At 70.2% G+C, this 23,035-nt stretch carries 20 protein-coding genes; 10 read left to right on the forward strand and 10 right to left on the reverse strand.

Annotation, left to right across the window (positions count from 1 at the left end; genetic code table 11):
* Positions 1–21: 21 nt before the first annotated feature.
* The 3 genes from ABZ664_RS02490 to ABZ664_RS02500 all read right to left on the reverse strand — a co-directional run bounded on the left by ABZ664_RS02490 (position 22) and on the right by ABZ664_RS02500 (position 2,022).
* Positions 22–600, reverse strand: a complete 579-nt coding sequence (locus ABZ664_RS02490; RefSeq protein WP_362502244.1) for an AAA family ATPase — start codon at positions 598–600, stop codon at positions 22–24.
* A 136-nt stretch (positions 601–736) separates the two neighbouring features.
* Entirely contained in the window at positions 737–1,567 is an 831-nt protein-coding gene (locus tag ABZ664_RS02495; protein WP_362501887.1) for a patatin-like phospholipase family protein, read from the reverse strand.
* A 56-nt stretch (positions 1,568–1,623) separates the two neighbouring features.
* Positions 1,624–2,022 carry a PPOX class F420-dependent oxidoreductase gene (locus ABZ664_RS02500; RefSeq protein ID WP_362501889.1) on the reverse strand — a complete coding sequence of 133 codons (399 nt, stop codon included), beginning with the start codon at positions 2,020–2,022 and terminating at the stop codon, positions 1,624–1,626.
* 68 nt (positions 2,023–2,090) lie between these two features.
* Here ABZ664_RS02500 and soxR point away from each other — a divergent pair, with 68 nt between their 5' ends.
* From soxR to ABZ664_RS02520, 4 genes are all read left to right on the forward strand, one after another.
* Complete coding sequence (gene soxR, locus ABZ664_RS02505; protein WP_362501891.1) at positions 2,091–2,543, forward strand: redox-sensitive transcriptional activator SoxR; 453 nt, start codon at positions 2,091–2,093, stop codon at positions 2,541–2,543.
* A 323-nt stretch (positions 2,544–2,866) separates the two neighbouring features.
* Positions 2,867–5,830 carry a cellulose binding domain-containing protein gene (locus tag ABZ664_RS02510; RefSeq protein ID WP_362501893.1) on the forward strand — a complete coding sequence of 988 codons (2,964 nt, stop codon included), beginning with the start codon at positions 2,867–2,869 and terminating at the stop codon, positions 5,828–5,830.
* 244 nt (positions 5,831–6,074) lie between these two features.
* Entirely contained in the window at positions 6,075–6,647 is a 573-nt protein-coding gene (locus ABZ664_RS02515; protein WP_362501895.1) for a TIGR02611 family protein, read from the forward strand.
* 292 nt (positions 6,648–6,939) lie between these two features.
* A complete protein-coding gene (locus tag ABZ664_RS02520; protein WP_350947360.1) occupies positions 6,940–7,314 on the forward strand; it encodes a hypothetical protein in 375 nt (124 codons plus the stop codon).
* Between the two features lie 279 nt (positions 7,315–7,593).
* On the opposite strand, the gene ABZ664_RS02525 is transcribed toward ABZ664_RS02520, so the two are convergent.
* The gene (locus tag ABZ664_RS02525; protein WP_362501897.1) at positions 7,594–8,364 is read right to left on the reverse strand and encodes a TetR/AcrR family transcriptional regulator; all 771 of its coding nucleotides are present in this window, start codon (positions 8,362–8,364) and stop codon (positions 7,594–7,596) included.
* A 137-nt stretch (positions 8,365–8,501) separates the two neighbouring features.
* On the opposite strand from ABZ664_RS02525, the gene ABZ664_RS02530 reads away from it, so the two are divergent.
* From ABZ664_RS02530 to ABZ664_RS02540, 3 genes are all read left to right on the forward strand, one after another.
* Positions 8,502–9,512: an ATP-binding cassette domain-containing protein gene (locus tag ABZ664_RS02530; protein WP_362501899.1), complete on the forward strand. Its 1,011-nt coding sequence runs from the start codon at positions 8,502–8,504 to the stop codon at positions 9,510–9,512.
* Between the two features lie 169 nt (positions 9,513–9,681).
* On the forward strand, positions 9,682–10,512 hold the full coding sequence (locus tag ABZ664_RS02535; RefSeq protein ID WP_362501901.1) for an ABC transporter permease: 831 nt from the start codon (positions 9,682–9,684) through the stop codon (positions 10,510–10,512).
* Between the two features lie 168 nt (positions 10,513–10,680).
* Complete coding sequence (locus ABZ664_RS02540; protein ID WP_362501903.1) at positions 10,681–10,959, forward strand: hypothetical protein; 279 nt, start codon at positions 10,681–10,683, stop codon at positions 10,957–10,959.
* Here the strand turns inward: ABZ664_RS02540 and ABZ664_RS02545 are convergent.
* Entirely contained in the window at positions 10,907–12,943 is a 2,037-nt protein-coding gene (locus ABZ664_RS02545; protein ID WP_362501905.1) for a phosphatidylglycerol lysyltransferase domain-containing protein, read from the reverse strand. The two genes, ABZ664_RS02540 and ABZ664_RS02545, sit on opposite strands and share 53 nt — an antisense overlap.
* A gap of 277 nt (positions 12,944–13,220) precedes the next feature.
* Between ABZ664_RS02545 and ABZ664_RS02550 the strand changes: the two genes are divergently transcribed.
* Positions 13,221–14,183, forward strand: coding sequence for a hypothetical protein (locus ABZ664_RS02550; protein ID WP_362501907.1), 963 nt, complete (start codon positions 13,221–13,223; stop codon positions 14,181–14,183).
* 102 nt (positions 14,184–14,285) lie between these two features.
* Here ABZ664_RS02550 and ABZ664_RS02555 read toward each other — a convergent pair whose 3' ends face one another.
* Positions 14,286–14,606, reverse strand: a complete 321-nt coding sequence (locus ABZ664_RS02555) for a co-chaperone GroES (protein WP_350947367.1) — start codon at positions 14,604–14,606, stop codon at positions 14,286–14,288.
* Between the two features lie 152 nt (positions 14,607–14,758).
* Here ABZ664_RS02555 and ABZ664_RS02560 point away from each other — a divergent pair, with 152 nt between their 5' ends.
* A complete protein-coding gene (locus ABZ664_RS02560; RefSeq protein WP_362501908.1) occupies positions 14,759–16,402 on the forward strand; it encodes a DUF885 domain-containing protein in 1,644 nt (547 codons plus the stop codon).
* Between the two features lie 15 nt (positions 16,403–16,417).
* Here the strand turns inward: ABZ664_RS02560 and ABZ664_RS02565 are convergent, their stop codons facing one another.
* From ABZ664_RS02565 to ABZ664_RS02575, 3 genes are read right to left on the reverse strand one after another with little or no spacing between them, the layout of a single operon-like run.
* Complete coding sequence (locus ABZ664_RS02565) at positions 16,418–17,212, reverse strand: ABC transporter ATP-binding protein (protein WP_362501910.1); 795 nt, start codon at positions 17,210–17,212, stop codon at positions 16,418–16,420.
* On the reverse strand, positions 17,209–18,363 hold the full coding sequence (locus tag ABZ664_RS02570; RefSeq protein WP_362501912.1) for an iron chelate uptake ABC transporter family permease subunit: 1,155 nt from the start codon (positions 18,361–18,363) through the stop codon (positions 17,209–17,211). The genes ABZ664_RS02565 and ABZ664_RS02570 overlap by 4 nt, the downstream gene beginning before the upstream one ends.
* Positions 18,360–19,445 (reverse strand): iron chelate uptake ABC transporter family permease subunit, encoded by a 1,086-nt coding sequence (locus ABZ664_RS02575; RefSeq protein ID WP_362501914.1) that lies wholly within the window; start codon positions 19,443–19,445, stop codon positions 18,360–18,362. The genes ABZ664_RS02570 and ABZ664_RS02575 overlap by 4 nt, the downstream gene beginning before the upstream one ends.
* Before the next feature lie 87 nt (positions 19,446–19,532).
* On the opposite strand from ABZ664_RS02575, the gene ABZ664_RS02580 reads away from it, so the two are divergent.
* The gene (locus tag ABZ664_RS02580) at positions 19,533–20,555 is read left to right on the forward strand and encodes an ABC transporter substrate-binding protein (RefSeq protein WP_362501916.1); all 1,023 of its coding nucleotides are present in this window, start codon (positions 19,533–19,535) and stop codon (positions 20,553–20,555) included.
* Between the two features lie 32 nt (positions 20,556–20,587).
* Here the strand turns inward: ABZ664_RS02580 and ABZ664_RS02585 are convergent, their stop codons facing one another.
* Entirely contained in the window at positions 20,588–22,984 is a 2,397-nt protein-coding gene (locus ABZ664_RS02585) for a helicase-associated domain-containing protein (protein WP_362501918.1), read from the reverse strand.
* Positions 22,985–23,035 lie beyond the last annotated feature (51 nt).

Below are 23,035 nucleotides of genomic sequence, written 5' to 3' on the forward strand. Positions count from 1 at the left end.
GCGCCCTCCGCCGCCGGGCGTTCAGGCGCGGGCAGAGTTCCGGGAGGTGACGAGCCTTTCCAGCTGCGACGTGAGCGAGGGGGCGCCGGGACGGTTGTCGATCTCGTCGTGGGGCACGGCGGGCGGTTCGTCCACCCTGATCGCCCGCAGATAGTCCTCGAAGCGGTCGAGCTTGCCCGCGTCCCTCGCGAGCCCTCTCGCCTCCAGCCGGGCTCGCAACGCAGGGCCGTCCGAACGGACCCAGAGGAGACGCACCGGCGGGCCGCCCAGCCGCTCCACCCAGCGTTCCCACACCGTCGCGTCGTGCACCTGGGTGGTGAACGGGCCTTCCAGCATCACCGGACAGCCGTGGGAGCGGATCTGGCGGGCGACCTCGGTCAACCCCTCGTATTCATGGCGTTTGATGTTCTGGTCGTACCAGCGGCCTTCGCGCTCCCCGTCGTCGCGTCCGTGGGCGCGGAGGGTGGCCGCGACGAAACCGCCGTAGACGGTGTCCTTGTCGAGCAGCGCGGGAACCGGGTCGAGCAGCGCGAGCAGTGCCGCCGCTACGGTGGACTTCCCCGCCCCCGGTGGCCCGCTCACCACCCACAGCGGCGCCACTCCGCTCACTTTCCCTCCGTGGAATCCCACCGGGGGCGCCGAGGGGGGCGCCGCGCTTTCCGCCGCGGACCCCGGTGGACCCCCGTGCGCCCCGCGAGAAAACCTGTCGCGGGTCCGCCTCCGGCCGGTCACGGTCTCAGTCCTTCCAGGCCCTGGCCACGCTCTCCTGGACGGCGATCGCCTGGGCGAGGCCGGCCTGGAAGGCGGGGCGCCACAGGGCCGGGTCGAGGACGTTGGTGCCGAACACGGCGACCGACGCCTCGTCGGGGACGACGTGGGCGACGGTGGCCTCACCCAGTTCGGCGAGTTCGGCTTCGAGGCGGGACCTCGGCGAGACGTGCGCCAGCGGTTCCAGGAGGACCACGGCGGAGCTGCCCGCCGCCAGGTCGGCGTTCGTCGCCGAGCGGACCCCGCCGTCCATGTAACGGCGCCCTCCGATCTCCACCGGAGGGAACACGCACGGGACCGCGCAACTGGAGGCGACCGCCGCCACCAGTGGAGCCCCCGAGTCGCGCTCCCAGACCACGAACTCGCCGGTCCCCGCGTCGACGGCGGTGATCAGCAGGCGGCGTTCCGGCCACTCCTTGACGGGCAGCCGGTTACCGATCGTCTCGATCCTGGCGCTGGTGTCCTTCACCGCGAGGGCCATCTCACCGACCCGGCGCCGGGCCTCCAGGGGCTCCAGGGACGGGTCGTAGAGCACGCCGAAGGCGGCCATCACCGCCTCCATGTCGACGGCGGAGGCGGTCGAGACGTTCGGGACCTCCGTGTCCGCCTGGACGCCGACCGAGCTCTCCAGATCGGCCTCGGTGGCGACGAGCGTCCCGACCACCGATCCGGCGGAGGTGCCGATGATCAGGTCCGCCTCTCCCAGCTCGATGCCGGCCCGGCGCAGACCGGTGACGATCCCCGCCTCCCAGGCGATACCCGCCACGCCTCCGCCACCCAGCACCAGTGTTCTCGTCATGCGCCATTCATACCTGATAGGTCTTCCCCGCAGAAGAAGCGCCCGACGAGGCGGAGTCAGACGTCACGGCCTCTCATGCCCTCCTGGGTGGGGTCGACGCCCCAGGAGATGATCCGCCGGGGGTGGATGCGGATGATCTCCCGGCTCAGGTACGGGGAGGGCGGTTCGTGGTCCTCGACGGCCTCGGCCTCACCCCGGATCTCCACGCCCCTCACCCGCCAGGGGTCGGTGGAGGCGACGTCGTCGACCACGAAGGCCACCCGCGGGTTCGTCCGGACGTTGTGGAACTTCCTGGTGGTGCCCATCGCGCGGCCGTAGATGTCGATGACGCCTGTCTCGGTGTCGACGCGGAAACCGGTCGGGCTGTTCTGCAGGGAACCGTCGGGGCCCGTCGTCGCCAGGCGGCCCAGGCGCTGCCCTTCGAGATAGGCGAGCTCCGCCTCCGTGAATGTCATGTCCTCACTCTGTAACCTCAATGTTGATTGAGGTCAAGTTAGACTGGCGCATGCCCAACAATCCGGAGATGAGTGTCGGCCAGCTCTCCGCGCGCAGCGGGGTCGCGGTCTCCGCCCTGCACTTCTACGAGGCCAAGGGTCTGATCCGCAGCCGTCGCACCGCGGGTAACCAGCGTCGTTTCCCCCGTGACACGCTCCGCAGGATCGCCTTCATCAGGGTCTCCCAGCGCGTCGGGATCCCGCTCAGGACGATCCAGGAGGCGCTGTCCGCACTTCCCGACGAGCGCACCCCCACCAGGGAGGACTGGTCGAGGCTCTCGACGGTATGGCAGGACGAGCTCGACGACCGCATCAGGCAGCTCGAACGGCTCCGCCACGGCCTGACCGACTGCATCGCCTGCGGGTGTCTCTCCCTGGACCGCTGTGCGCTCGCCAACCCCGACGACGTGGCCGCCGCGAGAGGACCGGGTTCGCGCCTGATGCTCCCTCCCCGCGAGAACTGCGCTCCCTGTGAGGTGTGAGGAGGTCCGTCCCGCGGGCTGAGGCCGACGCCCCGAGTCGCTCCCGCGCGCAGCTCCGGTGTCGCGTTCTCACGCCGATCCCGCACCTCAGGCAAGGGGCGGCGGCGACGGGCGACAGGGTGCGCTCCCGTGGGAGCGCCGGTGTTCCCCCGGGGGGTTCATCGCAGGTTTGTTAGTTGCCTATTCAAACTATTGACGATCCGGGGTCCGGCGTGTGAATCTCTGGGCGTTCATGCACGCGCATCATGGCGGTCGAAGGTCAGGGTCCCGTCACCTGATCGTGCATGGCGGTTTGTCCGTTGCATTGCGAAGGGAAGCCGTACATGCGAAGAAGGCTGTTCAGCATGCTCGCCGCCGTGGCGGTGGCGTGCGCGTCGGTCGGCGCGGCCGTCGGGGGCGCCCAGGCGTCCGCGTCGGGGGCCGCGACGAAGACGGTGGCGACCGGGACCGGTTCCGCGGCCGCCGCCGCAGAGACATACCAGTGGAAGAACGTGAGGATCGACGGCGGCGGGTTCGTGCCGGGGATCATCTTCAACCAGACCGAGAAAAACCTGATCTACGCCCGCACCGACATCGGCGGCGCGTACCGCTGGGAACAGGCGAGCAAGAGCTGGACCCCGCTGCTCGACTGGGTGGGCTGGGACAAATGGGGCTACAACGGTGTGGTCAGCCTCGCCACCGACCCGGTGGAGACCAACCGCGTCTACGTCGCCGCCGGGATGTACACCAACAGCTGGGATCCCAACAACGGGGCCATCCTGCGTTCCGCCGACAAGGGCGCGACCTGGCAGGCCACACCGCTGCCCTTCAAACTCGGCGGCAACATGCCGGGCCGGGGGATGGGGGAGCGGCTCGCCGTCGACCCCAACAGGAACAGCATCGTCTACCTCGGCGCGCCCGACGGCAACGGTCTGTGGCGCAGCACCGACAAGGGGGTGACCTGGGCCAAGGTCGCGAGCTTCCCCAACCCGGGAAACTACGCCCAGGACCCCTCCGATCCCAACGGCTACCTCAGCCACCGTCCCGGCGTGGTCTGGGTGACCTTCGACCCGACCTCGGGAACCGCGGGGAACACGACACAGAAGATCTACGTGGGCGTCGCGGACAAGGCGAACACCGTCTACAGCTCCTCGGACGGCGGGACCACCTGGAGCAGGGTCGCCGGACAGCCCACCGGCTACATGGCGCACAAGGGCGTGTTCGATCACGTCAGCCGTACGCTCTACATCGCCACCAGTGACACCGGCGGCCCGTACGACGGCTCAAAGGGCGATGTGTGGAAGCTCAACACCACCACCGGGGCCTGGACCCAGATCAGCCCGATCCCCTCCAGCTCGTCCGACAACTACTTCGGCTACAGCGGCCTCACGATCGACCGGCAGAACCCCGGCACGATCATGGTCGCGACCCAGATCTCCTGGTGGCCGGACGTGATCTTCTTCAGGTCCACCGACTCCGGCGCGACCTGGACCCGCGTCTGGGACTTCACCTCCTACCCGGAGCGCAGCTTCCGCTACACGATGGACATCTCCTCCTCGCCGTGGCTGACCTTCGGGACCAACCCGCAGCCGCCGGAGACGACGCCCAAGCTCGGCTGGATGACGGAGTCGCTGGAGATCGACCCGTTCGACGGCAACCGGATGATGTACGGCACCGGTGCCACGGTGTACGGCACCGAGGACCTCAAGAAGTGGGACACCGGCGGCCGGTTCACCATCAAGCCCATGGTCAAGGGGCTTGAGGAGACCGCCGTCCTCGACCTGATCAGCCCGCCGACCGGCGCCCCGCTGGTCAGCGCCCTGGGTGACCTGGGAGGCTTCCGGCACACCAACCTCGACGCCGTACCGCCCATGCTGTTCACCTCGCCGGTCTTCACCTCGACGACCAGCCTCGACTACGCCGAGACCAACCCGGCGATCATGGTCCGCGCGGGCAACTTCACCGACGCCGACCGGCCGAACGACAGTCACGCCGCGTTCTCCACGGACGGCGGCGCCAACTGGTTCCAGGGCACCGAACCCGGTGGCATCAACGAGGGCGGCACGATCGCCGCGGCGGCGAACGGCTCCCGGTTCGTCTGGGCGCCCAAGGGCGTGGGCGTGCACTACTCGGTCGGCTACGGCAACACCTGGACCCCCTCCACCGGACTCCCGACGGGAGCCGTCGTCGAGTCCGACCGGGTGAACTCCAACAAGTTCTACGGCTTCAGCGGCGGGAAGTTCTACGCCAGCACCAACGGCGGCGCCTCCTTCACGGCCACCGCCGCGACCGGGCTCCCCACGGAGGGCGACGTCAAGTTCAAGGCCGTACCCGGCCGTGAGGGCGACATCTGGCTGGCCGGGGGTACGGGCACCACCTCGGGCATCTGGCGCTCCACCAACGGCGGCGCGTCGTTCACCAAGCTGTCCGGCGTCACGAGCGCCGTCAACATCGGCTTCGGTAAATCCGCCACCGCCGGTGGCTACCAGGCGCTGTACACCGTCGCCACGATCGGCGGCGTGACCGGCGTCTTCCGCTCCGACGACACCGGCGCGAGCTGGGTGAGGATCAACGACGACAAGCACCAGTACGGCAACGCGGGCGAGGCGATCACCGGCGACCCGCGCGTCTACGGTCGCGTCTACCTGGGCACCAACGGCCGGGGCATCCTGTACGCCGACAACGACGGGACCGTCCCGCCCCCCGACACCGTCCCGCCGACCAGGCCCGGTACTCCGGTGGCCTCGGCGATCACGTCGTCGGGTGCGACGTTGACCTGGACGGCCTCGACGGATGCCGTCGGGGTGAGTGGTTACGACGTCTACCGTGAGGCGGGGGCGACGGACGTGAAGGTGGGTTCGCCGACCTCGCCGTCGTTCGCGCTCACCGGGTTGACCGCTGATACGTCGTACACCTTCTATGTGATCGCCCGTGACGCGGCGGGCAACAGCTCGGACGCCTCCACCCCGGTGACCTTCAAGACCCTCGCGGGGCAGGTCGGCGGTGGCTGCACCGCGACCTACACGGTGTCCAACTCCTGGCCCGGCGGTTTCCAGGGCGAGGTGACCGTAAAGAACACCGGCACCTCGGCGACCACCGGCTGGACCGTGAAGTGGTCGTTCCCGAACGGTCAGACGATCACCCAGCTCTGGAGCGGCACCCACACCCAGACCGGTGCGGACGTCACCGTGAAGAACGTGAACTGGAACGGCGTCCTGGCCCCCGGAGCCTCCACGTCGTTCGGTTTCGGCGCCTCCTGGACCGGCACCAACGGAGTCCCCTCCAGCGTCACCTGCACTGCCCCCTGACCGCTTCCCGCCCGCTCTCTCACCGTTTTCCGTAGAGGGCGGGCGGGCCTCACCCAGGAGGCGACCGAATGCCGTCAGGTCGTTCCTCGCGCCCGGAAAGGGCTAGAGGGACGACCGCGGCGATCTCGGGACTCCCCCCTGAGGACCCCCGCTCCTCCCCCCTGAGGATGATCTGAAGACGTCAGCGGGGCCGGGTCGCCCAGCAGAGCCTATTGTGGAAGAAACCGACTGTGCTGGGGAGAACATGACGATCTCAGATGGGGTGCGCGAGCCTCACGGCGCGACCGGGCAGCCGTCTGAGACCGGCACCGGCGGCGTACGCGGAGAGACCGGCCTCGGTGGCGTCCAGGGCGAGGCCGCCATCGGCGGCGTCGGGGGTGACGGCCGGGTCGAGCTGGGCGACGCCGACGCGCTGAAAGACGCGGCGGCCGGGCGGGCCGGCATCCACGGCTGGCTCGACGGCGTCAGGTCCACCAGCGCGGGCCGCCTCACCCTGAAGATCGTCATCGGCGTGATCGGCGCCGTGCTGGTCATCGGCGGACTGATCATGGTGCCCTTCCCCGGCCCCGGCTGGCTGGTCGTCTTCGCGGGGCTCGCGGTGCTGGCCACCGAGTTCCACTGGGCGCACCGGCTGCTGGAGTTCGGCAAGCGGACCCTGTCGGCCTGGACGGCCTGGCTGGGCCGCCGGGGCTGGAGCGTCAAGATCCTGGTCGTCGCCGTCGCGGCGGTGACCGCCACCGCGATCGTCTACTACGGCCTCAAGCTCAGCCTCCACATCGACCTGGTCGTCGAGGCCCAGAAGTTCCTCACCCGATAGCCGCCCTCGCTCCCGCCTGGCCCTTGCTCCGCCTTCCCCTGCGCCCGCCGCGACGGCGGCCTCCGGTCCGTCCCGCAGGGCTTTCACCGGAATGTCCCGCCCGTGCCCGTCACCCACGGCAACGGCGCCGGCGGCACTCTGACCGCCTATGACGCAAGCTGTCCGGGAAACGGGACCGGCGCTCCCCGGAGTTTTACCCAGGCCCTTCCACCTCGTTATCTTTCGAGGATGTGACTCTTCGTAGTGTCTCCACGTCCGATCCGTAGAGACGAGTAAAGGAGAGTGACGTTCGATGCGCGCCCTGTCCTCGATGTTGGTCCTGGCGGCCGCCGGAGCCGTCGCACTGACCGGCACCCCCGCCCACGCCGACGACGTCAACCTGGCCGCGAGGGTCCAGCCGGGCGAGGAGGTGTTCCTCACGCCCGAACTCGTCCCCGGCGCCCGGTACGGCGGAAACGTTCTGGTCAAGCTTGACGAGAACAGCGTGCCCGTCAAGGTGAAGATCGGTAACTGCCGCGGCAGGTACGTCGGGTCGGTGCCGATCGCCGCGAACGACCACGCCGCGTACGTCGCCGCCACCACCACCCCGCCCGCCCAGTGCATCCGCTACCGGGTGAAGAACATGGGCAACCAGCCGGCGGCCATCACGGGCACCGGTTACTACTAAACCGGCCCTCCGGGGTGTGCGGGACGGAGACGGCCACCAAGGCCCTTCCCGTCCCGCACACCCCGCTTTTTTGTTTCCGGGCACCGATCCCCGCCCGCGACCGGCGCAGGACGGCGAACCGGTCGTCGGCCCCCCTCCACGAGCAGCGCGGGGGTGCGCCCGCGATGTGCGGCCACGATCGCTACCTGAGTCCCGAAAGAAAGAGAGGGAACGGCCTGAGGGGATGGCGTCCGTTCTCATGTGACGGATCGTCCGCGGTGCCCTCCATGGGATCCGGGTTCATGAGCGATTCCGGACCGCGATCAGGTCGGCGATTCCGGCCAGGATGCGGTCCAGGCCGAAGGTGAGGGCGTGTGCGGGGTCGGAGATCGCCTGGTGGGCCTCGCCCGCGGCCTGGCCGACCCGGGAGGCGACAGGGAAGCGGGTGCCGTCCATGATCTTGTCGAGCAGCGGGGCGTTGGACACCCACCACTCGACGTCGGTCATCCCGCTCTCCTCCTGGACCCGTGCCTGGTTGGCCGCCGCTCTGGCGGTGCTCTGCACATGGCTGAGGACCAGGGCCAGGACGGAGTCCATCTCGACGTCCGTCAGGCCGACGCCGTCCAGCGGGCGTAGCTCGGCCTCGTACTTGAGCGAGGCGTTCGGCCCCAGTGTGGAGCGGGCGTCGATGACCTGCAGCATCCACGGGTTGCGCCGGTAGAGGTCCCAGTTTCGGGCGGCGACGAACTCCAGCGCGCCCCGCCACCCGCCCGGCTGCCGGGACGGGGCGTCCACATCGTCGTAGAGCTCCCCGTACGCGGTGTCGACCATGAGGTCGACCAGCTCGCCCTTGCCGGGGACGTGGGTGTAGAGGGACATGGTCCCGACCCCCAGCCGCTCGGCGACCTGGCGCATCGAGACCGCTTCGAGTCCTTCGGCGTTGGCCAGCTCGATGGCCGCCAGGACGATCGAACGCACCGTCAGCCCAGAGCGTCCCGGCTTGCTGTGCGAGCCCCACAGGAGCGCCAGGCTGCGTGCCGGGTCGGCGTCGGAAGCTTTCTTCGCACTCACGGGAACAGTCTCCAGATTCTCGGCGTTGGGACCACCGTAGCCGAGCCGTACGGTGTACGGTACGGTCTACGTTCTAGAAGTGCGCAGAGGTCGGGCGAACTGCCGGTAGGTACCGGACGGGAAGACGGGTGCGAAGAGTGAAACCAGCAGACGCGAGGGCGGCCGGACGGGACGCGACGGCGATCGCCGCGTACGACCTGCGAAAGAACTACGCGGGTGCCGCCGATGGCACGGGTCTCAACGGGTTCGATCTGGAGGTGGCGGCAGGAACGGTCTGCGGCCTGCTCGGCCCCAATGGCGCGGGCAAGACCACGGCGATCAGAATCCTGTCCACGCTGCTGCGCCCGGACTCGGGCCGGGCGAGCGTCGCGGGATTCGACGTCCGTACACAGGCGCGGCAGGTACGCGAACGGATCGGGTTGGTCGGCCAGTACGCGGCGGTCGACGAGATCCTCAGCGGGCGGCAGAACCTGGTGATGTTCGGCAGGCTGAACCATCTGCCCGCGGCCGGGGCGCGGAGGCGGGCCGACGAGCTGCTGGAGCGGTTCTCACTGGCCGACACCGGGGCCAAGCCGGTCGGCGAGTACTCCGGCGGTATGCGCAGGCGGCTCGACCTGGCGGCGAGCCTCATCGTCTCGCCCCAGGTGCTCTTCGTGGACGAGCCCACCACCGGCCTCGACCCGGCCGCCCGCCAGGAGGTGTGGTCGGCCATCCGCGACCTGGTCGGCTCCGGCACGACAGTGCTGCTCACCACCCAGTATCTGGAGGAGGCGGACCGGCTGGCCGACCGGATCACCATGCTCGGGGCGGGCCGGGTGGTGACCGAGGGCACCCCGGAGGAGCTGAAGTCCGCCATCGGCGGCGACTGGCTCGACATCGTCCTCGCCGATCCGGCGGACGTGGCCGCGACCGAGGCCCTCGCGGCGCGGGTCGCCTCCGGCGAGGTCCACGTGGACGCCGAGTCGCGCCGGGTCAGCATCCCGGTCGACGAGCGCACCCGGGCGCTCGTCACCATGGCCACCGCGCTCGGCGACGCCGGGGTCGAACCGGTCGACGTCACGCTGCGCCGCCCCACGCTCGACGAGGTCTTCCTGCACCTCACGGGCGGTGCCGAGAGCGCGACCGCCCGCGCCGGGGCGTCCGCGTGAGCACCGTGACCTCGCTCTCCCGTGAAAGGGGCCGGACGGACATCGCCGCCCTGCGCCCCGGCACGGACGGTCACCGTTCCCGGTGGGCCCCCGCCGAGTACGACGATCCCCGATGCGGAGGCATCCGCGTGAATACCACGATCCCGACCCTCGATACGGAGGCATCCACGTGAGCACGACGACCCCGACCACGCCCGCCGCCTCCCCGCTCGCCCGGTTCGGCTGGGCGTTGGCCGACTCCTGGACCATCACCCTGCGCGACCTGAGCCACTGGGGCCGTCGCCCGGGAACGGTCGCCGTCGGATGGCTCTTCCCGGTCCTGATGGTGCTGATGTTCGGCGGCCTGTTCGGCGGCGCCATCGGCGTCCCCGGCGGGGGCGGCTACTTCGACTTCCTGATCCCCGGCATGTTCGCGATGACGATGCTCTTCGGCCTGGAGAGCACGATGATGGCGGTCACCACCGACGCGGCCAAGGGCGTGACCGACAGGTTCCGTTCGATGCCGATGAGCGCCTCGGCGGTCGTGATGGGCCGCGGGATCGCCGACATGCTCAACTCGGTCGTCGGGCTGGCCGTCATGATCGGGGCCGGGCTGCTGCTCGGCTGGCGTGCCGGAGGAGGGGTGCCCGACGCGCTGGTCGCCGTGGGCCTGCTCCTGCTGCTGCGCTTCGCCCTGATCTGGGTGGGGATCTACATCGGCCTCGTCGCGGGAGGACCGGAGGTGGTGACGTCGGTGCAGATCCTGGTCTGGCCGGTCGGCTTCCTGTCCAGCGTGTTCGTCGACCCCGCCACCATGCCCGGCTGGCTCGGCGCGATCGCGGAGTGGAACCCGCTCTCGGCCACCGCCACGGCGGCGAGACGGCTCTTCGACAACCCGGGCTGGGCAGGGGAGTCGTGGATCGTGCAGAACGCCACGCTCATGGCGGTGATCTGGCCGCTGCTACTGATCGCCGTCTTCCTGCCGTTGTCGGCGCACAGGTTCCGCCGGCTCGGCGGCTGACGGAGTGGTCAGATCTTTCGTGCGGGCGGGGAAAATCCTGTTTCTCAATGGGTCACAACATTTGCCACCGCGAGAAGATGCTCCGCGTTTTACATCGCCGCTCCGCGTTTTACATCGCGGTGACGGAATCCGTCGGGGCCTGTAACTGACCGTAGCGAATCTGAGGGCATGAGTGAGACGGAACGGGAACGATCCGCCTCGGGGTGGACGCTCAACAGGGAACTGCTCAACGTCGGCGCGATCATCGTCGCCGCCGGTATAGCCCATCTCGTCATGGGTCTGATAGGGCACGAGAAGTACGGGCCGTTCATGCTTGTGCTGCTCGGCGGGGTGCTCGTCGCCGCAGGGCTCGGTCACCGGTTCTACGAGCACCGGCGCCACCACGTTCCCATGGTCATGGAGATGGAGTGCGTGAGGTGCGGGGAGGCGCCGGGCGGAGGGGCCTGACGCGGCGAAAGGCGATCCTGGGAAGGCGGAGGGAGACGAAGGCCTCCGCCTGGAGCGCCGACAGACCGATCCGCGGAAGGTCCCGCGCCGAGGGATAGACGAGGAAGCGAGGTTTCCACAGCGGCTGGAACTTCGCGTTGAACCTGTACAGCGACTCGATCTGGAACCACCTGGACAGGAAGACCAGGACGCCGTACCAGAGACGGAGGATCGGGCCCGCACCCAGTCGCTCGCCCCTGGCGAGCGCGGCGCGGAACATGGCGAAATTGAGCGAGACCACGCTCACACCGAGGGCCGGGGCCGCCTGCAGGGCCTTGACGATGAGCAGGTCGTTGAGGCCCGGGTCGGCGGAGTGGTCACGGCGCATCAGGTCGAGGGAGATGCCGTGCTCCCCCCAGGGGACGAAGTGCAGGATGGCGCGGATGTCCTCACCCGGCTCGCGCTCGTCCTTCGCGGCGTCCTTGCCGCCTATGGTGTCCGCGCCGTCCGCGCCGTCCGCGCCGTCCGCGCCGGTCATGCGGCTCGCGCCGCCTTCACCACCCGCGCCGGTGGTGCCGCTCGTGCCGTTCACGTCGCCCTCGCCGTCCCTGTCGCCGTCCCCGGCCTCCTCACCGCCTGTGCCGTCCGTGTCGCCCTCGCCGTACTCGCGATCCGTGGAACTTCTGGAATCCCTGGAATCCCTGAAATCCGTGGTCTTCGCGGTGTTTCCGGCGCCCTCGGCGGGCCTGTGCGCCGTGACGACGACGCATTCGGCGTCGGCGGGGTCACCGAAGCGGCCGAGGGCCATGGAGAAGCCCCGCTCGGTGTCCGTGCCGCGCCAGAAGTCGGCGGCGTGCCGGATCCGGTCCTTCTCCGCCTCGGTGAGATCCCCGACCCGCCGTACGAGACAGGTGTAGCCCGCGCGCTCCACCCGCTTCACCATCTGCCGGACGTTGCGCATCGTCCTGCCCTCAAGGGTGAAGCCGGCGACGTCGACGATCGCCTCGTCACCGATCTCCAGGGCGGACAGGCGGCCCTCCCTCGTCCAGACCTCGCCGCCCGTCTCGCTGCAACCGATCACGGCGGGCACCCAGGCGTGCCGTTCCGCCTCCTCCATGAACCGCCTGATCGCGCCCGGCCACGCCTCGACGTCCCCGATGGGATCGCCGCTGGCGAGCATGACCCCCGAGACCACGCGGTAGGCGATCACCGCCTTGCCCGTCGGGGAGAACATGACGCTCTTGTCGCGGCGCAGCGCGAAGTAGCCCAGCGAGTCGCGGGCGCCGTGTCCGGCGAGCAGCTCACGGACCGCGGCCTCCTGCTCGGGGCCCAACTCGGCGACGGGCCTCTCCGGCCGCAGCGCGAGGTAGAGGGTCGTCACCGCGGTGAGCGCGCCGAGACCGAGGAGTGAGAAGTAGACCAGGTCGGCGGTCCGCTCCGAGGAGTATCCGACCGGGCCCTCCACCCCGATGAGGCCGAGCAGCACGTGCTGGAGCCGCTCTCCGGCACTGGGATCACCGATGATCGTCCGGGGGTGTGCGTTGACCACGACCCAGCCGATGACGATGTCCAGGGCGCTCAGGGCGAGGAGGTTCCACAGCGCCCGCCAGCGGGTCCGGGGATCGGAGAGGGCGTAGAACTCGCGCTGTCTGATCACGAGCAGGGCGACGACCAGCGTGCTGAGGAGGGCGGTGAAGGGGCGGTGCGAGTGCAGGAACTCGGTGAGAACGCTCAGCGGCAGGAGCACCATCACCGCCTGCCAGGCCCTTCTCTTCCTGCGCCGGAGGCCGTGAGCGAGCATGACGATGAGGATTCCCAGGACGAGCGAGGCGGCCTGGGCGAGCGAGGTGAACGTCCCCGGCAGGAGTCCGGTGAGTTCGCCGACCCGGCTTCTCCTGAACGCGGGCAGCACGGCCCTGACGATGTCCAGGACGCCGATCACCATCGCCGCGTAACCGGCCGCGGTGGGCACCCAGGAGCGAGGCGCACATGACCGATCCCTCATGGGAGGACATTAATCGGCGATACGGTCTCTAACTCCATGACAGGACTCACCGTGGTCGAATCCAGCCCACTTCGTCCGGGCGACTTTGCGTTGCCCACTCGTATTCCTGGTTTGTCGCTCGCTCGTGTTCCCGATTTCCCGTCCCACGCGCTTCCAGTGTCCCCTCACCCCGTTCCCTCTCTCTCACACCTTTTCTAACCGATTCGTTCTAGATCACGATCTTGAGGGCTTTCCGGCTTAGGATGCCGCCGTGTCCGTGACTCCTGGGATTTACAGAGTGGTTGGAAGCCTCGCGCTCATGGTCTCGGTGCTCGTGCCGGTTCCGGCGGCCGCACACGCCGCCGAGCCGGCCGCCGCCGCACCCGCCGCCGTGCCTCTCGCCGCGCCCGTAGACATCGTGTTGCCCGGCACCCGGGTCACCGTCAGGGAGGATTCCAAGGACGCGCTCAGAGTGACCTCATACTCCTTCGGCAAGATGACCTACCTGCGAAGGGGCGCCGGATTCACCCGGCAGGCCGCCTACCAGGAGATCACGGTCGCGCCGAAGGCGACCAAGGCCCTCGCGGTGCCCGCCTCCTACCAGGAGGGCTACGACTCGGTCGTCCTGCTCGACCTCGCGGCCTCCAAGAGCACCAGGATCCGTACGGTGAAGAAGCCGCTCGTCGCGCACTACGTCCACTGGAACCGCAGGGGCGACAAGGCGGTGCTGACCGTCGAGAGGAAGAGCGGATCCGCGTGGGTGACCTCCGGCTTCGTGGTCGTCGACACGGTGGCGAAGACCGCCAAGACGGTGACCGTGGCCAATGTCGACAAGGCCGCGAGGTTCCGCTGGAGCTCCGACGGTGTCGACGTCGTGGCCGAATACGCGGGGGGCACCCGCTTCTACGGGCAGGACGGCGCGATCCGCCGCACCCTGGCCAAGACAGGCAGGCCCGCCGGTGGGGAGGACGCCTTCACCCCTTCGGGGCGGGGCCTGATGACCTGGTGCCCCTCCAGCTACACCGAGCACGTCTGCGTCTGGGACCGTACCTCGGGCAAGCTCACGACCAAGGTGCCGAGCATCAAGCCGAAGGCCCTGTGGGGCTGGTGGGACGAGACGCACTTCATCGCCGTCGTCCCCTCCTCGGGCCACTACCAGGTGGTCCTGTCCACGCTGAAGGGCAAGGTGACGCGGGTCCTGGCGGCCTTCTCCGCCTCCGACTGGTCCAACAAGCTCTATCTCGGCTACACCCGGCGGTGACCGACGGCGTGTGAGACGTCCGCGCACGGGTGCGGTGCGCGGGCGGTTTCTCCCGGAGACACCGAGGAGGCGGGTGCGGCCGGAAGACACCGGCCGACGGCGTCAGAGATACAGGCCGGTGCCGTTGTCGGTCTGCGGGGTGGCGATGGCGTGCAGGTCGCGCTCGCGCATCACCAGATAGACCTGGCCGTGGACCTCGACCTCGTACTGCTCCTCGGGGTTGAACAGGACCTTGTCGCCGACCTTCACCGCACGGACGTTCTGGCCCGCGCCGCAGACCTCACCCCAGACGAGACGGTTGGCCATCTTCACCGTCGCCGGGATGACGATGCCGGCCGTGCTGCGGCGTTCCTCGGACTCCTGCTCGATCTTGACCATGACGCGGTCGTGGAGCATCTGGATCTCGAATTTCGGGTCACCCACGAGACGAGTTTATGGGAACCGCGGGGTCGTGCTCGCTCGTCCGCGCACTCCGGTCCACCCGAGGCCCACACGTCAGGGTGATTCCGGCCGCGGGGGAACCGGCGGGCGGCAACACCGGTGACGAGATCATCCGCCCAGTAGGATCCGGCGTTATGACGTCTCCTGAGCTCGTGAGCGGCTTTCTCGACTGGTATCTGGCGGCGAATCCCTCCTACGCCGCCCTCGCGGGCGCGCAGGGGTACGACAGGACTCTCGGTGACTTCACCGAGTCCGGCATCCTCGCCAGGGAGCGTGAGATGCGCCGATGGCTGGAGCGCCTCCAGCAGGTCCAGGCTCCCAAGAGCCCCGGAAGTCCCGCGGGCTCCGAAAGGTCCGAGGGCTTCGAGGACGAGATCGACCGGGAGCTGGTCATGTCCATGCTGCGCGGTGAGATCGCGTACGAGACGTGGCCCCTCTGGAGGCGCGATCCTTCCGCCTACGTGGGGCCGATCTTCTCCTCGATGTTCGGTCCGTTCCTGCAGCGGCTGTCTCCCGAGGCCGAACTGGTGGACGCGGCCGTCGCGCGGCTGGCCGAGGTGCCGGACGTCATCGCCGCCTGCCGGGCGAACCTCGATCCCGCCCTGGCGGCTCCGCTGCTGGTCCAGCGAGGGCTGGGCCAGTCGCGGACCGCCAGGCGTTTCCTCACCGAGACGGTCCCCGGCCAGGTCGCCGACGAGGCCCTGCGCGCCCGGCTGGCGGCCGCGGCCGAACCCGCGGCGGCGGCCTTCGACGAGCTGGTGGGGTTCCTCGAAGGTTTCCGGGCGACCGGCACCTGGCGGATGGGGGAGGAGCTCTACTCCGCCCTGCTGCGTGAGCGGGAGATGCTCGGCTACGGCGCCGGCGAGCTGCGCGATCGGGGACAGGCCGCCTACGACGAGCTGGACGCGCGGATGCGCGAGGTCGCGGCGAGGCTGGACGGCGGTTCCGGTGACTGGCACGCGGTCATCACCGAACTCCAGGACGACCACGCGCCGACGCTGGAGGACATGCGGGCCGAGTACGAGGCCGAGACGGAGCGGGCCAGGAGGTTCGTCCGCGAGCGCGGCCTGGTGACCTTCGCGCGGGGCGAGGAGTGCAGGGTCGTCCCGTCGCCGGAGTTCCAGCGGCCCATCGTCTCCGTCGCCTCCTACATGTCGCCCCCGCCTCTGTCGACCTCCAGGATCGGGCACTTCTTCGTCCCGTACACCCCTTCGTCCTTCACCGAGGACCAGATCCGCCAGCGGCTGCGTACCAACGCCAGGGCGCAGATGCCCTCCATCGCCGTCCACGAGGCCTACCCCGGCCACCACTGGCACCTGTCGTGGGTGGCGGACAACCCCCGGCGGGCCCGCAGGCTGTTTCGCACCCCGTACTTCGCCGAGGGCTGGGGCCTGTACGTCGAGAAGCTCATGCACGAGCAGGGCTACTTCACCACTCCGGCCCAGGAGCTCGCCCACCTTGACTTCAGGCTCTTCCGTGCGGCCCGCATCGTCGTCGACACCTCACTGCACTGCGGCGACATGACGATCGAGCAGGCGGAGGAGTACATGACCACGAGATCGTCGCTCACCCCCGGCACGGCGAGGGGCGAGGTCGATCGCTACTGCGCGTGGCCCACCCAGGCGCCCTCCTACCTCACCGGTGCCCTGGAGATCGACCGCATCCGCGACGACTACCTGGCCGCGGGCCGCGGCGACCTGCGCGCCTTCCACGACACGCTGGCCGGTTCCGGCGGGCTCCCCCTGGGACTGGCCCGCCGGGTCGCGCTGGAGGGCTGAGCGGCGGGATCGCGCCTAGGCGCGGACGGGGGCGCGGCGGCGGGTCTCGGGGACGATCAGCGGGGTGCCGCTCTGCGGATCCTCGATGATCTCGCAGCGCAGTTCGAAGACCTGCTCCACCAGCGCGGCCGTGATGATCGAGGAGGGGTCGCCCTCGGCGACGATCCGGCCGTCGCGCATCACGATCAGGTGGGTGGCGTAGCGGCAGGCCTGGTTCAGGTCGTGCAGTACGGCGACGAGGGTCCTGCCTCGCTCGTGCAGGTCGGCGCAGAGGTCGAGCACCTCGATCTGGTGGGCGATGTCCAGGAAGGTCGTCGGTTCGTCGAGCAGCAGGATCGGCGTCTCCTGGGCGAGCGCCATCGCCAGCCAGACCCGCTGGCGCTGGCCGCCGGAGAGCTCGTCCACGCAGCGGTCCGCCAGTTCGGTCACGTCGGTCGACTCCATCGCCGCCGCCACCGCGACCTCGTCCTCGCGGGACCACTGCCGCATCAGCCGCTGGTGCGGGTAGCGGCCTCTGCCCACCAGGTCGGCGACCGTGATGCCGTCGGGCACGATCGAGCTCTGCGGCAGCAGGCCCAGCCTGCGCGCCACTTCTTTGGACGGCAGCGAGGTGATCGCGGCCCCGTCCAGGTGGACCGTCCCCGCGCGGGGCTTGAGCATGCGGGCCAGGGCGCGCAGCATGGTGGACTTGCCGCACGCGTTGGGGCCGATGATCACGGTGAACGACCCGTCGGGGATCGTGACGTTCAGGTCGCTGGCCACCACGCGCTTGTCGTAGGAGAGCGTCAGGTCGGTGCCGTACAGTCTCAACGTCGTTCCCTCCGGAGTAGAAACACCAGGTATATCCCGCCGATCGCGGCGGTCATGATCCCGACCGGTAACTGCACCGGTGCGAAGACGCGCTGTGCGGCCAGGTCGGCGCCGACCAGCAGGGTGGCGCCGGTCAGCGCCGAGGTGAGCAGGGTGACGCCGGGGGAGCGGGTGATCCGGCGGGCCAGCTGCGGTGCGGCCATCGCCACGAAGATCACGGGTCCGGCGGCGGCGACGGCGACCCCGCACAGCAGCACCGCGACGGCGATCGCCGTCGCGCGCACCGGCTCGACGCGGATGCCCGCGGCCCTGGCCGCGTCGTCGCCCATCTCCATCATCCGCAGCGGGCGAGACAGCCAGGCGCAGACGGGCAGGAGCACCGCCAGCGCGTACGCGACCGGGATCGCGTGTTCCCAGCCGCGCCCGCTGAGGCTGCCGGTGATCCACGCTCCCGCGGTGGCGGCGTCGTTGATGTCGGCGCGGGTGAGCATGTACCAGTCGGCGGAGACCAGCAGCGCGCCGACCCCGATGCCGACCAGGATCAGCCGGTAGCCCTGCACCCCGCGCCGGTAGGCGAGGGCGTAGACCACCAGTGCGGAGAGGACGCACCCGGCGAGGGAGGCTCCCGCGATCTGCCAGGCGGTGCCGCCCAGGATGACGGCGGCGATGCCTCCGGTGGAGGCCCCGGCGGTGAAGCCGATGAAGTCGGGGCTGCCGAGCGGGTTGCGGGTGAGGCTCTGGAGGATGGCGCCGCTCAGCCCGAACGCGGCGCCGACCAGCAGGCCGGTCACCACACGCGGCGCCCGCAGGCGGCTCACGATGAGTTCGGCGACCGGAGGCCCCTCGCCGAACAGCGCGGCCACGATGTCGGGGATGGGAACGGTGAACTCGCCGGTGGACAGCGCGACGAGGCTGACGGCCAGTCCCAGGAGGGTGACGGCGGCCCCGGCGGCGAGACCGCGCGGTGGGAGTCGCAGCGACCAGGAACGCAGGCGCAGGGCGGTGGGGAGGGATTTCGCCGCGGGTGTTCGCGGTGAGCCGTTCGCGAAGTGGAGGGTCTCCGCGGCGGGTGTCGTCCGTGAGGTGATTCTCAGGAGAGGGTTCGTGCGGCGGGTCTTCGGGGTGTCCGTCCGCCGTGAGGTGATCTTCATAGGGCGGCGAGCCTCCGGCGGCGGGCGAGCAGGATGAACACCGGGGCGCCGACGACCGCGCACATGATGCCCACCTGCACCTCGCCGGGGGCGGCGACGACCCGGCCGAGGATGTCGGAGCCGAGCAGCACCACGGGGGCGAGCACGAGGGTGTAGGGCAGGACCCAGCGTTGGTCGGGCCCGGTGAGGGCGCGCACCGCGTGTGGCACGGCCAGGCCCACGAACCAGAGCGGTCCGGCGGCGGCGGTGGCGGCTCCGCACAGCAGGGTGACGGCGATCGCGGTGAGCCCGCGCGTGCGGGCCATGTTCACGCCGAGCGCGCGTCCCGCCTCGTCGCCGAGTGCGAGGGCGTTGAGCGGTTTGGCGAGCAGCAGTCCGAGCACCAGTCCGGCCGCGAGGAACGGGGCGAGCCGTATCGCGACGTCGCCGCTCACTCCGGCCAGCGAGCCGGTGAGCCAGAACCGCATCCGGTCGAAGGTCGCGTTGTCGGTCCGCAGGATCGCCGAGGCGGCGGCGTTGAAGACCATGCCCAGCGCGACACCGGCGAGGGTGAGCCGTACCGGCCCGCCACCCGAGCGCCCGGCGGAGCCGAGCGCGTAGGCGAGCGCGGCGGCGGCGGCCGCGCCGGCGAACGCGAACCAGACGTAGAGGGAGGGGTCGCCCACCCCGAGCAGTCCGATCGCGACCGTCACCCCGAACATGGCGCCCTGGTTGACGCCGAGCAGTCCGGGGTCGGCGAGCGGGTTGCGGGTGAGGCTCTGCATCAGCGCCCCGGCCAGGCCGAGTGCCGCGCCCACGCCGATGCCGATCAGGGTCCTCGGTACGCGAAGTTCCCTGATGACCGTGTGGTCCGGGGACCCGTCGGGCGTGAGCAGCGCGTCCAGGACCGTGGACAGCGGGACCGAGCGCGATCCCACCGCGATGCTGACCATCGTGAGCAGCACCAGCGCGGCCAGCCCCGCCAGCAGCCCGGCCACGAGCGTCACCGGGCGCCTGCTCGGCCCTCCCGCTCGCCTGGGACGCGACCCGTCCGGTTTCCCGGGCGTCTCGGACGCGGCCGTGGTCACACCGGCCCTGCTCACCAGGTACCCCTCTTCTTCGGTAATGCTTAGGCAAGGCTAATCTAACGTAGAAGTCAATTTAGGTAAGCCTATCCATTGGAGTGAGAAATGTCCCGACCTGTCCTTCCCCGGCGGGGGTTCATGGCCGCGGGCCTCGGTCTCGTGTTCGTCCTGACCGCCTGCGGGAGCGGAACGGAGACGACGACCGCGGCGACGGGCGGCCCGTCGGCCGCGACCTCCCCCTCGGCGGGCCCCTGGACCTTCACCGACGACCGTGGGAAGAAGATCGATGTGCCCAGCCGCCCGGCCCGGGTCGTCGCCCAGGTCGGCGCCGCCGCGGCGCTGTGGGACTTCGGCGTCCGGCCGATCGCCGTCTTCGGGCCGCACCGGCTCAAGGACGGTACGAAGGATCCCCAGGTCGGTGATGTCGACATCACCAAGGTCGAGTCCCTCGGCAACGTGTGGGACGAGTTCAACGTCGAGAAGTACATCTCCCTGCAGCCGGACCTGCTGGTCAGCGGCATGTACGCCAAGGACGCCCTCTGGTACGTGCCGGAGAAGTCCGCCGCCACCATCGAGCAGGTCGCCCCCACCCTCGGCGTCAGCCAGATGGAAATGTCGGTGCCCAAGATCATTGAGAGGTACGGGCAGGTCGCCGCCGCTCTCGGCGCGGATCTCGACGCCCCCGAGGTGGCCACCGCCAAGGCCAGGTTCGACGCCGCCTCCGCCGCGCTCGTCACCCCGCACAGCAAGAGCCTGAAAGTCATGGTCATGGCGGGCGGGCCGGAGGCGATGTGGGTGGCCAACCCCGAGGCGCACGCGGACGTGCGCTACTTCAAGGAGCTCGGCCTGGACGTCGTGGTGCCGGAGAAGGTCGACGAAGGCGGCTACTGGCAGACCCTGAGCTGGGAGAACGCCGACACCTACCAGGCGGACGTGATCCTGGTGGACGCCCGCTCCCAGTCGATGCGGCCCGAGGAGATGAAGAAGAAGCCGACTTTCGCCGGGCTGCCCGCGGTCAAGGCGGGACAGGTCTACCAGTGGCACGCCGAGGAGCGCTACAGCTACCAGGGCTACGCCGACGTGCTGGAGCAGCTCAACGCCGACCTCGCCAAGGCGAAAAAGCTGTAGTCGTCACGCCGTCGCGGGCCGACTCGTTCGGATCAGGCGTAGGTGCCGCGGACCTCCACGATGTCGGCCAGCGGGAACTCCAGGTAGTCGCCCGCCTCCTCACACCACGCGTCGAGCACGCCGCTGCGCAGCTCGCCGTGGCTGATGGTGGCGGTCAGGCCGTCGGTCAGCGTGATCGCCGCCCGTACGCCACGGTCGACGACGAAGCCGAGCAGCGACTGCTGGGCGGTCGGCAGACGAGAGGCCATACGGCCGATGACCGCCCACGTCCTGCCGGCGGACTTGGACGCCTCGCCCTCGGCGACGAGCAGGCGCTGGGCGTGCTCGCGCGGATCGGGAGGCGGTTCCACCAGCGGGTACGAAGGCTGCTCCAACTCGGCCACCCTGCCCCCGGGAAGCAGGATGAGCCGTCCGTTCCGTGGCTCCTCGACGCGGGCCCTGCGGATGGTGATCTCACCGGTGTCCTCGATCGGCACCGGCGCGTAACCGTTCTCCCTCAGCGCCGCGAGGGTCTTGTCGGCGGGCTGCGAACTGGCCAGCACGGTCGGGGCGAGCAGCCGCAGGCCCAACCGGCCCAGCCGCCGATGCCCGGCGATCTCGGCGAGCAGCACCGGATCGGAGGCCTGCACGATGCAGGCGACCGTGGTCACGGTGACCTCGCCGTGCCGCCTGGCCACGTCGTGGACGAGGTAGTCGAGGGGCTGCGGCACCGCGCCCACCTCCGCCAGGTCCGCCAGCAGGCCCTCGGCGGTGTAACCGGAGTCCATGGCACGGCGCACGCTGGCCGGGGTGAACCGCCACACCGAGGCCGCGCCTCGCGACTCGCGTTCGGCGGCCCGGTCGAGCAGCTCGGCGAGCTCACCGGCGGGCGGGCCGGTCACCACGGCGGTGAGATCGGCGCCGAAGAGAGCGCTCCGCCGCACGCTGGCGAGCGCTCTGGTGGAGCACTCGACCAGTACGGGGTCGTTCTCCACGATGGGCGACGAGTCGTCGATCTCGTCGCAGGGAAAGGCGTCGAGACCGGCCATCGCCCGGCCGAGATCGGTGATCGTGTCGAGGGCGACCAGCCCGAGCACGCGGGCCTCCTCCAGCACGGCGGGGGCGCACTCGGCCAGCAGCGCCCGGTCCAGCAGCGGCGCGTGCCAGTGCGCGGACCTGACCAGCCCCGCCAGGTCGGTGCAGGCGGTGTTGGCGGGCAGCCGGGCCAGCACGCCGAGCAGCGCCCGCCTGGCGCGGGCGACCATGGCCCCCGCCGGGTCGTCGCCGAGCACCGTGCCGTACTTGCCGTCGATCTTCCGTAGCGACGAACGCTCCATCCGCCACCACGCCGACAGCAGCACCCTGAGCCTGGCGGCGGCGTCGTCCAGCCGCCAGCGGTCGAACTTCTCCGTGGGCACCAGCCCTCCGGCGGGCTCGTCCCAGGCGAGCAGCCGGGCCACCGCGCACACCTCGAGCAGCAACCGGGTCTCGTCCTCGTCGCAGCCGGTGTCCTTGGCCACCCGCCGGACCTCGCGCACCCCGACCCCGCCCGCCTTGAGCAGCGGCAGCGGGAACTTCGCGGTGTTCTCCAACATGGCGGCGCAGCGCTCCACCACGTGCGGTGCGGCGAGCGTCATCAGGTGGTCGACGGCCTCGGGGTCGACGGGGATGGTGGCGAGGTCGGGTGGGAGGGGGGTGAAGGGAGGGTGGTAGTCGGGGCCGCGCAGCGCGAGCGCCACCTCACGAGGCATCTCGGCCATGTTCCAGCTGGGCCGGAAGAGCAGGCCGTGGTCGGCCGCCCACTTCTCCGGAGATCCGGGCACCACGAACCTGCCACCGTCCACGTCGCGGACCGGGCCGTCCCAGGCGAACTCCTCCAGCAGCCCTCTCGTGCCGTCCGGAGCCTTCTCCAGAAGTGCGATCACCCGCTCCGGATCGGAGAGGATCTCGGTCACCCTGATGACCGTGCGCCGCTTGGGGCCCTGCGGAAGGCCGAGGGCCCTGGCCAGCCCGCGCAACGCGTCGGCGCTGACCGTCCAGGAGTTCAGGTAGTGGGGAATCGGGTCGCCGAGCCCGCAGGGCGCCGTCCACCACCGGGCGACCCCCTCGGCCACGCGGATGCGGCCCTCGGCGTCCGGCCACGCCAACGCGTGGTCGAACAGCAGGTCGAGCCAGGGGGCGACCTCGGCCTCGGGCACGCCCATGAACCGGGCCACCGTGTCAGATCCGGCCTGCTCGCCGAGGGCGAGCGAGGCCTGCGCCACCTCCAGCGAGGGCAGCGGCAGGCCGCGCATGACCTCCATCACCGCGAACCCGTTGCCCAGCCGCTGCGCCAGGGTGTCCAGGCGGCGTGGCCACGGTGGGGCGATGGCGTCCAGCCGGTTGGCCAGAACTCGGGCGAGCCGTTCTTCGTCGAGGGTTTTCAACCAGCCGAGCAGGTGATCGTCCATCTCGCAGCTCTCTCAGGAATCTCGCGCGGGGACTCTCCGTGAGCCATAAAC

Origin of the sequence: Streptosporangium sp. NPDC006930 (genome assembly GCF_040635605.1) — a bacterium.
Lineage (GTDB): Bacteria > Actinomycetota > Actinomycetes > Streptosporangiales > Streptosporangiaceae > Streptosporangium.